Annotated in this window: 13 protein-coding genes and 1 tRNA gene; 6 read left to right on the top strand and 8 right to left on the bottom strand. The window is 29.3% G+C overall.

Annotated features, from left to right (window positions below; translation table 11 throughout):
- Positions 1–53: 53 nt before the first annotated feature.
- The 4 genes from Q0049_RS02525 to Q0049_RS02510 form a co-directional block, all read right to left on the bottom strand.
- Positions 54–884 (bottom strand): OmpA family protein, encoded by an 831-nt coding sequence (locus Q0049_RS02525; RefSeq protein WP_298116228.1) that lies wholly within the window; start codon positions 882–884, stop codon positions 54–56.
- Positions 885–962: 78 nt separating this feature from the next.
- Positions 963–1,961 carry a glycosyltransferase family 2 protein gene (locus tag Q0049_RS02520; protein WP_298116225.1) on the bottom strand — a complete coding sequence of 333 codons (999 nt, stop codon included), beginning with the start codon at positions 1,959–1,961 and terminating at the stop codon, positions 963–965.
- Positions 1,958–2,869, bottom strand: a complete 912-nt coding sequence (locus Q0049_RS02515) for a hypothetical protein (protein WP_298116222.1) — start codon at positions 2,867–2,869, stop codon at positions 1,958–1,960. Before Q0049_RS02515 ends, Q0049_RS02520 begins: the two co-directional genes overlap by 4 nt.
- Entirely contained in the window at positions 2,869–3,315 is a 447-nt protein-coding gene (locus tag Q0049_RS02510; protein WP_298116219.1) for a type I restriction enzyme HsdR N-terminal domain-containing protein, read from the bottom strand. The genes Q0049_RS02515 and Q0049_RS02510 overlap by 1 nt, the downstream gene beginning before the upstream one ends.
- Positions 3,316–3,356: 41 nt before the next feature.
- Between Q0049_RS02510 and Q0049_RS02505 the strand changes: the two genes are divergently transcribed.
- From Q0049_RS02505 to Q0049_RS02485, 5 genes are read left to right on the top strand one after another with little or no spacing between them, the layout of a single operon-like run.
- Positions 3,357–3,758 (top strand): four helix bundle protein, encoded by a 402-nt coding sequence (locus tag Q0049_RS02505; protein ID WP_298116216.1) that lies wholly within the window; start codon positions 3,357–3,359, stop codon positions 3,756–3,758.
- Positions 3,759–3,775: 17 nt separating this feature from the next.
- A complete protein-coding gene (gene holA, locus Q0049_RS02500) occupies positions 3,776–4,780 on the top strand; it encodes a DNA polymerase III subunit delta (protein WP_298116213.1) in 1,005 nt (334 codons plus the stop codon).
- A gap of 20 nt (positions 4,781–4,800) precedes the next feature.
- Positions 4,801–4,983, top strand: a complete 183-nt coding sequence (locus tag Q0049_RS02495) for a CAL67264 family membrane protein (protein ID WP_298116208.1) — start codon at positions 4,801–4,803, stop codon at positions 4,981–4,983.
- A gap of 20 nt (positions 4,984–5,003) precedes the next feature.
- Entirely contained in the window at positions 5,004–5,651 is a 648-nt protein-coding gene (locus Q0049_RS02490; RefSeq protein ID WP_298116206.1) for a rhomboid family intramembrane serine protease, read from the top strand.
- A 46-nt stretch (positions 5,652–5,697) separates the two neighbouring features.
- Positions 5,698–6,387: an SIMPL domain-containing protein gene (locus tag Q0049_RS02485; RefSeq protein ID WP_298116204.1), complete on the top strand. Its 690-nt coding sequence runs from the start codon at positions 5,698–5,700 to the stop codon at positions 6,385–6,387.
- A 161-nt stretch (positions 6,388–6,548) separates the two neighbouring features.
- Here Q0049_RS02485 and Q0049_RS02480 read toward each other — a convergent pair.
- The 3 genes from Q0049_RS02480 to Q0049_RS02470 all read right to left on the bottom strand — a co-directional run bounded on the left by Q0049_RS02480 (position 6,549) and on the right by Q0049_RS02470 (position 9,200).
- Positions 6,549–6,629: transfer RNA gene (locus Q0049_RS02480), tRNA-Tyr, on the bottom strand.
- Positions 6,630–6,780: 151 nt separating this feature from the next.
- The gene (locus tag Q0049_RS02475) at positions 6,781–7,929 is read right to left on the bottom strand and encodes a TlpA disulfide reductase family protein (RefSeq protein WP_298116201.1); all 1,149 of its coding nucleotides are present in this window, start codon (positions 7,927–7,929) and stop codon (positions 6,781–6,783) included.
- A 107-nt stretch (positions 7,930–8,036) separates the two neighbouring features.
- Positions 8,037–9,200: a TlpA disulfide reductase family protein gene (locus Q0049_RS02470; RefSeq protein WP_298116198.1), complete on the bottom strand. Its 1,164-nt coding sequence runs from the start codon at positions 9,198–9,200 to the stop codon at positions 8,037–8,039.
- Positions 9,201–9,359: 159 nt separating this feature from the next.
- Between Q0049_RS02470 and Q0049_RS02465 the strand changes: the two genes are divergently transcribed.
- Positions 9,360–11,324: an endonuclease gene (locus tag Q0049_RS02465; RefSeq protein WP_298116195.1), complete on the top strand. Its 1,965-nt coding sequence runs from the start codon at positions 9,360–9,362 to the stop codon at positions 11,322–11,324.
- Positions 11,325–11,471: 147 nt separating this feature from the next.
- On the opposite strand, the gene Q0049_RS02460 is transcribed toward Q0049_RS02465, so the two are convergent.
- Positions 11,472–12,977, bottom strand: a 1,506-nt coding sequence (locus tag Q0049_RS02460; protein ID WP_298116193.1) for a T9SS type A sorting domain-containing protein, incomplete at its 5' end; no start/stop codon positions are given.

The raw sequence follows: 12,977 nt of genomic DNA, 5'->3' as shown, positions 1-12,977 counted from the left end.
ATTTCTCAAGGCGTTTTATATCTAAAATCTAATATCTAAAATCAAATATTAAATTACTGTTTCTTCATTTCTTTTTCAATCATTTCGTAGAACTCGTCAATTTTAGGTAAAACAACGATTCTAGTTCTTCTGTTTGTAGCTCTATTTTCAGCGGTGTTGTTACTTACTAATGGAATAAATTCTCCACGTCCAGCAGCAATCAATTGTGATGGTTTTACTCCTAATTCTTTAGTCAAAACTCTAACAATAGCAGTTGAACGTTTCACACTCAAATCCCAGTTGTCAAGTAAAATTGCATTTCCAGTAAAAGGAACATTATCTGTGTGTCCTTCAACCATACACTCAAATGTTGGTTTGTCATTGATTACTTTTGCAACTTTAGCTAAAACTTCTTTTGCTCTGTCACTTACAACGTAACTTCCACTTTTAAATAATAATTTATCAGCAATAGAAATAAAAACTACACCTTTTTCAACATTTACTTCAATATCTGGATCAGAAATTCCTACTGAACTTTTTAAACTTGTAACCAAAGCCAACGTAACACTGTCTTTTTTGGTCAAAGCATCTTGCATTCTTGAAATTTTCAAATCTTTTTCTTTGATAGTTTCTAATGCTTTTTCAATATTTTGTGCACCTTGAGTTGTTAATGTCGTCATGTTTCCAACATTATTAATCAACTCCGAATTGTTTTTCTTTAAATATTCGTTTTGTTTTTCAAGTGCTTCTCTTTCTGTTAAGCACATATTCAATTTTACCGTAGTAGAATTTAATAAATCTTGACATTCTTTATTTTTTTGCTCTAATTCGGCAATTTTCTTTTTTGTTCCGCACGATGTTAATGTCAATGCAGCTAATGAAAACATAAAAATTACTTTTTTCATAATTGATTTGATTTTTGATATTGCAAAATTACAATTTCTTGATTGTTTAAACGAAGATTTACTATAAAGTATTGTTAATTATTGTTCAAAAACCTTGCCGCCTTTAACAAAATAATTGTAAACGATACTTTTTGTTTGAAAATAATTTTCTTTTTGAGAAGCATTTCTTTTCTTTAAATTTCTAGAAATCAAATGATAAAAATGAAAATGTGACTTTAAAATTGCAAAAAAATGTTTGAATTTTCCTTGAAATATAAATTTGATTCCAGCAATTCCGTCTAAAACTAATCGCATGAAAAGTATTGGAAACAATTTATTTTTTGGTAAATTTTTCAAAAGCATCAACAAAGAATTTCTAAAATTTAAAAATGTCTTCTTAGGGTTTCCCTCGTTTAAAGTAGCACCGCCAACATGATAAACTATTGATTCTGATATGTATTTTGCTTTGAAACCTAAATTAAATGCTCTCCAACACAAATCAATTTCTTCTTGATGTGCAAAGAAATCACCATCAAATCCGTTCAGTTTTCTGTAAACGTCTTTTCTAATAAAAAAACACGCACCACTTGCCCAGAATATTTCTATTTCATCATCATATTGGTGATTGTCTTTCTCAATAGTTTCAAAAACCCTTCCTCTACAAAATGGATAACCATATTTATCAATAAATCCACCAGCTGCACCAGCATATTCAAAGTATTCTTTATTTTTAAAATCTAGAATTTTCGGTTGTATGATGGCAATATTATTTTCGTTTTCAAATAGCGATAGAATAGGTGTAAGCCAATTTTTAGTTACTTCAACATCGGAATTTAAAAGACAATAATATTCTTCCTCAACTTGTTGTAAAGCAATGTTATAGCCATTTGCAAAACCATAATTTCCATTGTTTTGAATAATTTTTACAGTCGGATAATTATCTTTTACAAATTGAACCGAAGCATCAGTTGAAGCATTATCTGCAACATAAACTTGGGCTTCATCTGAAAAGGAAACAATTGATGGCAAAAACTGTTCCAACAATTTTACACCATTCCAATTCAAAATTACTACGGCTATTTTTTTATGGTTAATCATTGATAAAATTTGTATTTCAAATTCAATGCTTTATGAATGTCATCAAATGAGGTCTTTTTTTCAACTAATTTTAGAAATTCTTGAATTTTTTTTGTTGCTTTTGAATTAGGATATTTTTTTACAAAATCATCATATACTTCTATGTACTCTGGATAGATTAGACCTGTTTCTTCTTCATAAGTTGGAGTGTTTTCTAAACCAAAAATAAAATCAGTAAGATAGTTGTTATAAATATCTTTAGCTTCATCTACCAATTTACTATTTGGATGTTTTGTTAAAAATTGTTCCCAAGAAGCAACTCTTCTTCCTACTTCATCAAAACTTACTACAAAACCTGCATCTGCTGAATAAAGTTCCTTTTCATCTTTAGCAATTAAATCTAAAAAATCTTGATAATCTTGAGAAACCTTTCCTTTAAACATTGTAGGATAGTGACTTGGAATGCTTCTAAATTCGGTATAACCTTCACCAACATACCAAAATTCGATTGCTACTTTTTTTAATTGGTTTGTAATTCTTTTATAATCAGCATTTAAAACATAATCTTCTTGTTCTTCATTGTATTGATTGACATAATTTGAAAGCAATGTATCATTAGATGTACTCATATTATAAATATACTTTTTTCTAATAGTATGATATTCTTCATACAACTCATTGTTTTTTATACTTGAATTAGTTTCATTTAGTTTTTTAGTGTAATCGTTTTTTAAATACTCTAAGGCAATGCAATAATCATCAATTGTATTAGTTTCACTGAAAGTTGTATCAATGACTTCTAAAGTTTCACTAATTAAAACTTTGCTTGAGTCATTTACTTTTGTTTCAACAGAAGTTTCATTTTTCTTTTCTTTTTCACAAGAAAAAAAACAAAATAAAATACAAAGAACTAGAAGAATTTTTTTCATTATTTAGTATAGCTTGGTAATTCTTTTAAAAAAATATATTTCTCGTTATCGAAATCCATCTGGCAAAAATAATGATTTAAACCATTAGTAACCATAAGATATTTAGCATTTAAAACTAAATTATAACGCGCAATTTGGTCGAAAGTTTGTTGTGATATTTTTACTTCAGGTGCTTTACATTCAATTAATAAAAATAATTCACCATTAGGTTGATAAACTACAATATCGTAACGTTTGTTTAAGTCGTTGATTTTTATAAGTTTTTCAACGTTAATATATGATTTTGGATATTTTTTTTCTTGCAATAAAAACTGAACTACATGCTGACGAACCCATTCTTCAGGAGTGAGAATGATAAATTTTTTCCTAATTTCATCGAAGATAGCTACTTTATTTTCACTATTTTTGAACCGAAACGTAAAAGTTGGAAAATTGAGTTTTTGCAAAATTTGTTGTTTATAGTTTATTGTTAATTGTTTTTAGTTGTATGGCAAAAATAGAAAAATTTGAAGATTTAGAAATTTGGAATAAGTCAAGAGAGATTTGTATTGACATTGAACATTTGTTTGAGACCACAAATTTAGGTAAAAGATATTCATTAAAAGATCAAATGGATAGAAGTTCTGGTTCGATTATGGATAATATTGCTGAAGGTTTTGAAAGAAATGGAAATAGAGAATTTATAAATTTTTTAAGTTTTTCAAAAGGTTCTTGTGGCGAATTAAAATCTCAATTGTATAGATCTTTAGATAAAAAGTTGATTTCTCAAAATGAATTTGAAAATGTTTCTTTAAAAGTGGAATTAGTAAAAAACAAAATTGGAGCTTTTATGAAATATTTAAACAATTGTGAAATGAAAGGTTTGAAATTCAATAACAATAAACAATAAGCTACAAACTATAAATAATGGATGAAGTAGTAAAAATTATCAACGATATTAAGGCAGGAAACATTAAACCTATTTATTTTTTTATGGGTGATGAACCTTATTATATTGATAAATTGACAGAATATATCGAGCAAAATGTTTTACAAGAACACGAACGTGATTTTAACCAAACGATTCTTTATGGTCGAGATGTAACCGTTGAGGATATTATTGGTAATGCAAAACGATTTCCGATGATGGCTGATAGACAAGTTGTTATTGTTAGAGAAGCACAAGAATTATCAAGAACTATTGACAAAATTGAAAGTTATGTCGAAAATCCTCAACCTACTACCGTTTTAGTTTTTGCCTATAAATATAAAACACTCGATAAACGTAAAAAAGTGACTAAACTCTTGGACAAGCATGGAGTAGTTTTTGAGAGCAAAAAAATGTATGACAATCAAGTGGGTACATGGATTTCAAGAGTTTTGCAAGGAAAAGGTTATGCAATTGAGCCAAAAGCAAACGCAATGTTAGTTGAATTTCTTGGAAACGATTTGAGTAGGATTAGTAATGAATTGAACAAACTTCAAATCATTTTACCTAAAGGACATACTATAAATCCTAAAGATATTGAAGAAAATATAGGTTTTAGTAAAGACTTCAATGTATTTGAATTACAAAATGCTTTAGGTTCAAAAAATCAATTGAAAGCGTATCAAATTGCTCAATATTTTGCTGATAATCCAAAGGATAATCCAATGGTTGTTACGACAAGTTTAGTATTTAGTTTTTTTGTTAAACTTTTAAAATATCATGGTTTAAAGGATAAAAATCCAAAAAATGTAGCTTCTGTTCTTGGTGTAAGTCCATTTTTTTTGAAGGATTATGATGTAGCTTTGAAGAATTATCCAATGAAGAAAGTAAGTTCAATTGTTGCAACTTTGAGAGATATTGATGTAAAAAGTAAAGGAGTTGGTGCAAACGCATTATCAACGCACGACTTATTAAAAGAAATGTTAGTTAAAATTTTTAGTTAGAATAATAAATAAATAGAATTATGGGAATGAATAAAAACACAGTTTTTGGTTGGGCAACATTAATTATGATTGTAATGGGCTTGATTTTAATTGCACTTGGAGCATTTAGATATGATGAAACTGCGGGTTGGGGTTTTGCTGCAACAGGAGTTGGATTTTTAGCAAATGCTTGGGTTTTTAATGCTTTGAAAGGAAGAGTTTAAAACAGAATAATAAAAGATATATGGATTTAAATATTTTTATGCTTGCAATAATTGCGGCTAATGTAATTTTCAGTTTAAAAGGATTTGACGATGTGTCTTTTTTTAGAAAATATGAATTTCATGTAGGAAGTATTCGTTCTGGTGAGCAAATTAGAATGATTACATCTGGATTTTTACATGTTGATATTCCTCATCTGGCTTTTAATATGTTGACATTGTATTTTTTTGCACCAATTGTTTATGGTTATCTGGGAAATCTTACTTTTTTGTTAATTTATATAGGTAGCTTAATTTTTGGAAGTTTACTGACTATGATGTTTCACAAAGATGAATATAGTTATCGAGCTGTTGGAGCTTCTGGAGCAGTTACAGGAATTTTATATTCAGCTATTTTACTTGAACCCAACATGAGTTTATACTTGTTTTTTATTCCAATACCAATTCCTGCTTATCTTTTTGGAATTGGATATTTATTATATTCAATTTATGGAATGAAAGCAAAAAATGATAACATTGGACATACGGCTCATTTTGGCGGAGCGATTGGTGGATATGTTATAACATTGTTAAAAGTTCCATCTATGTTTACAGATAATTTATTGATGGTTATTTTGTTAGCCGTTCCAATAATTATTTTATTTATAATGGCTAAACAGGGAAAATTATAATTGGCACAACTTTTGAAATTATAAATAAAACTAAACAATAGAAATCATGAAGAAAGCAGTATTAATTTTATTTACATTATTTGTAACAATGACACAAGCGCAAGAGCAAAAACAAATTCCACAAGTTTCTGTAAGTGGAGAAGGAAAAATTAAAGTAAAACCAGATCAAGTTGAAATTAACTTTGGTGTTGAAAATTTAGGTAAAGATGCTAAAGAAGTAAAAAAACTAAATGATGAAAATGTCGATAAAGTGGTTAAGTTCATCAAGAAATTTGGAATTGCATCGACTGATTTTCAAACTACAAATGTGAGTTTGAATAGAAACTATGATTATGACAAAAAGAAATATAACTATCAAGCATCACAAAGTATTTGTATTTTATTGAAAGATATTACAAAGTATGATGAATTAATGATGGGATTAGTTGACAACGGAATCAATAACATTAGTCATGTTGAGTTCAAATCTTCAAAAATTGAAGAGCACAAAGCAGAAGCTAGAAAAGCTGCTATGAGAGATGCAAAAAAGAAAGCTGAAGACTATGTTTCAGTTTTGGGACAAAAAGTAGGGAAAGCACTTTTAATTACGGATAATCAGGTTAATTATTTTCCACCACAACCAATGTATAAAGCTGCTATGGCGGAAATGGCTGATGCTGGTGCGTCACAAGAAACTTTAGCAGTTGGTGAAATTGAAGTAAATGCTAATGTTTCAGTTAGTTTTATATTAGAATAATAATCAAACTTATATAGCAAAAAAAAAGTCTAGAAATTTCTAGACTTTTTTTGTTAGGATTAACTTCGTTTATTTGGAAAAGATTCACTTTGAAAACAGTTCAAAATTAAAAAAACGCTCAAGAAATCTTGGCGTTTTTTTAATTTCGAATTATTCATTCGTGGGGAGAGCAGGATTCGAACCTGCGAAGTTTTCACAGCAGATTTACAGTCTGCCCTCGTTGGCCGCTTGAGTATCTCCCCATTCGCTTAACGAGGTTGCAAATATAAAAACACTTTTGATGTTTGCAAACTAATTTTAAATATTATTTTCTAATAAATTTTAATCTTTTGGGAATGAATGGAATAAAATTCTTGTTTTTAAAAGATTTTTACATTTCAAATTATAATTTCCTTATTTTTTCTCCAAAAGTTCCATTATTTTAGCTCTTAGTTGTTCGCCTCTCAAATCTTTTGCAACTATTTTACCATTCGAATCGAGAATGTAAGTTTGAGGAATTGACTCTATATGATATAATTTAGCAATTGGATCTTGCCAACCTTTTATGTTTGACATTTGAGTCCAAGTAATTTTATCTTTAACTATCGCTTCTTTCCACTTGTTTAAATCTTGATCTAATGAAACACCAACAATGTTTAAACCTTTTGAATGAAATTCATTGTATAAAGCTACAACACTTGGATTTTCTCTTCGGCATGGACCACACCAAGAAGCCCAAAAATCAATAATGGTTACTTTTCCTAAGCTTTCTTTTAATGAAATTGTTTTACCTTCAGGTGATTTAGCAGAAAAATCTGGAGCAATAGCATTAATATTTAAATTACTTTTTGCTTTATTTTGTGTTTCAATTTGAGTAATTAAATCTTTTACTTTTTTTCCTTGTTTTGTGTTTTTTACAGTTTCAGAAAAACTATTATAAATTTTTGTCACTCTTGAAAAATCTTGATTTGGATTCGCTACAAGACTTTCTAAAATTAAAGCAGCAACAAAAGAGTTTGGGTTATTTTCAGCGTAATTTATGAAAAGATTTGAATGTTCTGCTTGTAATGCATCGTACTCGTTTTTAATTCTAACTAGTGTAGATTCGTCTTTTTCTTCGGATGCTTTTTGATACAAACTCATATTTTTGGTTTGAAAAGCATTAATTTTTTCAGAAATTACTTTTGATGAGTTGACAATTTTTTGCATTTCATCATTGTTAAATGTACCAATTACTTTTGCGCTATTGTTTACGGCATCTTTTGTAATATCAACTGAAACAATTCCTTTTTCAACAATAAATGGAATTCCATTAATGTCTTTGTGAAACAACACACATAATCTTGGCTCACTTGTTTTAATTGTAAATTCAAATTTTCCGTTCTTGATTATAGTTGAATCTAAAGTTCTGAGTTCTTGTTTGTCATTGCTTTCCTTTAAATAAATATAGTCTCCATTATTTAATCCTTTTACAGAACCTTTGACGATGCAATCATCAATAATGATTTTACTGAATGAAACTAGAGAAAAAAAGAGTAATAATGTTAAAAGTAGATTTTTCATAATGTTTAATTTATATACAAACGTATTTATAAATAATTAATTGCAAGTAATTTTAAATAAAAAAATCTCCTAAAGAAGGAGATTTAATATTTTTAATATGAAGTAAATTATTTAACGCCTAAAAGTTCTTTTACTTTAGCTTTTAATTCATTACCTCTTAAATCTTTTGCTACTATTGTACCATTTGCATCAAGTAAAAAAGTAGTTGGAATTTGTTCTACTTTATATGTTTTAGTTATAGTTTCTAATTCCCATTTTTTCAAATTAGACATTTGCGGCCACGTAATTTTATCTTTTGCAATGGCATCTTTCCATGCTGCTAAATCTTCATCTAATGAAAAACCAACAATATTTAAACCTTTTGAATGTAGCTCATTATATAATGCAACTACGTTTGGATTTTCTGCTCTACATGGTTTGCACCAAGAAGCCCAAAAATCGATAATTGTTACTTTTCCTAAATTTTCATTTAAAGAAATTGATTTACCATCAGGTGTTTTTGCCGAAAAATTTGGAGCTTTTTTTCCAACTGCAACTTCATTTGAATTTTTAATACCTTTCAATTCATCAAGTTTCGTTTTAACTTTTTTACCTGGTTTCGTTTTCTTTAAATTATCTTCAAGATTGTTATACATTTTCTCCACTTTTTTCACGTCAACATCAGGTGAGCGAAACATTCCGTCGATAATATAAACAGAAATGAATGATTTTGGATTATTTTCAGCATAATTAATAAAGAAATCAGGATATCTTTTTTGAATATCTTTAAATTCTTTTGTCATTTTATTTAAAGTAACGGTATCATTACTTTTTTGAGCAGCTTCAATTGCAGATTTGTTTTTATTTTGAAAAGTTTCCATTGCTTTTTGAATACTTTTTTGCTCTTTTTTAATGTTGATATTGAATTTATAAAATTCATCATTATTGTAAGTTCCAGAAACTTTTGATGCTTGAACACTATCTTTATAAACTTCAACTTCAATATCTCCATGTTCAGCAATAAAAGGGATTGCTCCATTTTGACTAGGAAAAACTAATGAATATATACTTGGCTCAGTTATTTTCCCTGAAATTTCAAATTGTTCATTTTGAACTTTTACAGTATCAAGAGAAATTGTATTCATACCTGATTCATCAATTGTTTGAAGAATTACAAGTTTTCCATTTTCAATGCCTTTTGCAGATCCGCTCACAAAAAACTCACCATCTTTTGCTTTACCACAAGAGAATAATAAAATAGATAAGGATGCAAACAATGCTAATTTTTTCATTTTTATGTTTATTAAATAATTCGTGCAAAAGTATTCAAATTTTAACAATATCAAATCACTTTTAAGATATGTTTTTTAAATGTTATACTTATAAATTAACTTAATGTTCATGTTTTATCATTATATTATTAATAACTTTGTATGTTAATTTTTTAAAAAATGTATAAAAAACTGCTTCTCCCAATTGTTTTTTTTTGTAGCTTTTCAATGAATGCTCAGATTTTCATAAATGAACTTGATTGCGATACACCAAGTACAGATGATAAAGAGTTTATAGAGTTAAAATCGTCAACTGCTTTTTTTCCACTTGATGGCTACGTTTTAGTTTTGTATAACGGAACAGGTTCGCAAATTAATTTAAGTTATTATGTCATCGATTTAGATGGTTATACAACAGATGTTAATGGAATTTTTACTATCGGAAATCAACTGGTTTCACCCGTTCCTGATAAATTTTTGCCTGAAAGTATTTTTCAAAATGGTCCAGATGGAGTTGCTCTATATTTAGGTAGTTCCTCAGATTTTCCTAACAATACTTTAGCCACTAATGTTAATCTAGTTAATGCGATAGTTTACGGAACAGCCGATCCTGATGCTACGAGTTTGATGTCTATTTTAGGCGTAACTACGCAACTTAATGAAAGTGCTGGAACAGGTGGAAGTACGGTAAATTCTATACAAAGGAAAAATGATGGAACTTATGAAAGTAAAACACCAACACCAGGCGCAAATAATGATGGAACTGGATTTATTTATAATGGAATTACAATAACAGTTTCAACAAATTCTACAACAGAAGTTGGATCTTTCAATGTTACTTTTACTACTCAAACCAATGTAACATCTGATTTGAATTTTAATTTTTCCTTAAATAATAGTACATTCAATACATCAGATTTTACAGGAAATACCTCTGTTTTTATACCAACAGGCTCAAATACTTTTAATACAACTATTACTCTTGTTGATGATGTTTTAGATGAAGGAGATGAATTAGCAAAAGTAAAATTTGGAGTTCTTCCTTCTCAATACAACAGATTAAATGATGAAATTGAAGTTAGAGTCATTGATAATGATTTCTATACATTGCCATTTGGAACACCTTTAAATCCTACTTATGGTTTAGTTTCTAGCACAGCGCCAACAGGATATTATGCTTCAATTGAAGGACTTTCAGGTGCAGCTTTAAAACAAGGTTTACAAGATATTATTGCAAATCCTTCTGTAGTACGAGCACACAATTATGGTGATATTGTTGATATTTTAAAAGTGGCTGATCAAAATCCATTAAATAGTAATCAAGTTTGGTTGATGTATGTAGAATCTCCAAAGGCCAAATTTGATTTTCAAACTTCTAGTAACAATACAGGAAAGTGGAATAGAGAACATATTTATCCTCAATCACGAGGTGGTTTCACTGATGGAACTTCTGAAGTGGCAGATGGAATAGGAGTTTGGCTACCAACAAACGCAAATGATATTATTGCTGGACATGCAGATGCACATCATATTCGAGCAGAAGATGGTCCAGAAAATAGTATTAGAAATAATAAAGATTATGGTTTGACAGGATACAATGGTCCAAGCGGAAATCAAAGCTCTTGGAAAGGAGATGTTGCTCGTGCTGTTTTTTATATGGCTGTTCGTTATAATGCTTTGAGTGTTGTAAATGGCGATATTCCTGATTCAACTGTTGGTCAATTAGGAGATTTAGCATCTTTATTATCATGGAATACTTTAGATCCAAAAGATGATTTTGAGATGAATAGAAATAATTACATTTATACTTGGCAATATAACCGAAATCCTTTTATTGATTATCCAAATTTGGCTGATTATATTTGGGGTGCAAATGCAGGTCAACCTTGGTTTTCTAACCTTTCAAATTCAAGTTTTGAAGATATTAAAGTTGTTATTTATCCAAATCCTAGTAAAGGAGAAATTACAATTTCTGGATTAGATTCTGAGTATTCGGTTGAAGTTTATAATAGTTTAGGTTCAAAAATATATGAATCAAAATTTGTTGGAATTAACCAAATCCAAACTAATTGGTCAAGTGGAATTTACTTTGCTAAAATAACTTCCGATTCAAAATCTGTTACAAAGAAAATAGTTGTAGAGTAATAAAGTTTTGTATTAACATAAGTATGTTTAAAACGTTTTCCTAATTGGTGAAAATTTTCTTTTATTTTCCTAATTCATTTAATCTATTTGAATAATAAAAAAAGACCGTCATTACCGACGGTCTTTTATAATTTAAATAATTAAATATTATCTTTTAATTACTTTAACAATTTTAGATTTTCCATCCGAAGTTACTTTAACTAAATAAGTTGCAGTAGGTAAAGATGATAAATCAATTTGAATTTCAGTGCTATTTGTATTTCTTGTAAAAATAGCTTGTCCTAATAAGTTTGTAACACTTACTTCTGAAATCACTTCACTGTATTTAATATTTAAAATATCGGAAGTTGGATTTGGATAGTAACTGAAATTTAGGTTATTGAAACCTTCTGTTCCTAATTCAACTGTAATTGTAACTGCAAGTGGTGTACTAGAACAAGTTCCTGAAACAGATACAGCATAATAAGTTGATCCTGTTGTAACTACAGTAGTTGGATCTAGAGCATTGATTCCAGCTAAAGCATCTGCTGAAGAGCCGTACCAAATTACATTAGTTGGACTAACAACAATATCGGCAATAGTAGCATCATTAGTATTCGTTACTGAAAGAGTTTGCGTACTATTTCCTGTTGGAGTAGCAACAGAATTAATTGTCAAATTCAAAATCTCAGTTGAACAACCTGAAACAAAGTTATAAGTACCAGAAGTTGTGTAAGTTGTTCCATTCACAGCCCAAGTATACGAATTACAAGCAGCAACATCAGTTGTATTAGTTGTATTTGGTGTAATTGTTAAGTTCAGAACCTCAGTAGTACAACCTGAAACGAAGTTATAAGTTCCAGAAGTAGTATACGTAGTTCCGTTTACAGTCCAAGTATACGAATCACAAGCTGAAGCTGTAGTCGTATTAGTTGTACTTGGTGTGATAGTTAAATTTAAAACTTCAGTAGTACAACCCGAAACAAAGTTATATGTTCCAGAAGTAGTGTAAGTTGTTCCATTTACAGCCCAAGTATACGAATCACAAACTGAAACATCAGTTGTATTTGTTGTGCTTGGTGTGATTAATACATTAACTGCTAATCTGATACTTTCACAACCATTTAAAGTTTGAGAAACATAGTAAGTAGTTCCATTAGTTAAAACATCAGTTGCATTTAATGCAGTTCCACCAGTTGGAGCAACAAACCATTGAATAGCTGTTCCAGTTGCTTGTAAGTCATTTACAGTTGCAGCATCACAGAATGATTGAGTTGCATTGACAGTTGGTTGCGGAGTTGTAGCAAAGTAAGTTACATCTACCGAATCAAAAGCTGAACAAGTTCCGTTAGTTGCTGTAAGTGTATATGTACCAGCAGAAGAAACCGAAACGCTTAATTGATTATTCGCACCTACGATTGTTCCTCCATTGCTTGCTGTCCATTGTAAAGTTGGAGTAGCAGAAGCAACAAAATTACTAAAAGTAACAGTTGCAGCACCAAAAGAATTATCAAGAGTAAATACATTAAAACCAAATGTTTGACCAGCAGTAACCGGAACTGTCATTGTTCCTGATTGTGTACTAGAACCAGAAGTATTATATCCCGTAAGGACTGTAGGAGTTCCATTGATTAAAATTCTTGGTCTGTCCCAATTAGCACCATCAGCACTATT

This window comes from Flavobacterium sp. (assembly GCF_027484205.1).
Classification (GTDB): Bacteria; Bacteroidota; Bacteroidia; order Flavobacteriales; family Flavobacteriaceae; genus Flavobacterium.
This window is presented reverse-complemented; position numbering and strand designations above follow the sequence as displayed.

Coding starts and splice junctions, on each gene's coding strand:
- Q0049_RS02525 (WP_298116228.1), bottom strand. CDS start 884: ATGAAAAAAGTAATTTTTATGTTTTCATTAGCTGCATTGACATTAACA.
- Q0049_RS02520 (WP_298116225.1), bottom strand. CDS start 1,961: ATGATTAACCATAAAAAAATAGCCGTAGTAATTTTGAATTGGAATGGT.
- Q0049_RS02515 (WP_298116222.1), bottom strand. CDS start 2,869: ATGAAAAAAATTCTTCTAGTTCTTTGTATTTTATTTTGTTTTTTTTCT.
- Q0049_RS02505 (WP_298116216.1), top strand. CDS start 3,357: ATGGCAAAAATAGAAAAATTTGAAGATTTAGAAATTTGGAATAAGTCA.
- holA (WP_298116213.1), top strand. CDS start 3,776: ATGGATGAAGTAGTAAAAATTATCAACGATATTAAGGCAGGAAACATT.
- Q0049_RS02495 (WP_298116208.1), top strand. CDS start 4,801: ATGGGAATGAATAAAAACACAGTTTTTGGTTGGGCAACATTAATTATG.
- Q0049_RS02490 (WP_298116206.1), top strand. CDS start 5,004: ATGGATTTAAATATTTTTATGCTTGCAATAATTGCGGCTAATGTAATT.
- Q0049_RS02485 (WP_298116204.1), top strand. CDS start 5,698: ATGAAGAAAGCAGTATTAATTTTATTTACATTATTTGTAACAATGACA.
- Q0049_RS02475 (WP_298116201.1), bottom strand. CDS start 7,929: ATGAAAAATCTACTTTTAACATTATTACTCTTTTTTTCTCTAGTTTCA.
- Q0049_RS02470 (WP_298116198.1), bottom strand. CDS start 9,200: ATGAAAAAATTAGCATTGTTTGCATCCTTATCTATTTTATTATTCTCT.
- Q0049_RS02465 (WP_298116195.1), top strand. CDS start 9,360: ATGTATAAAAAACTGCTTCTCCCAATTGTTTTTTTTTGTAGCTTTTCA.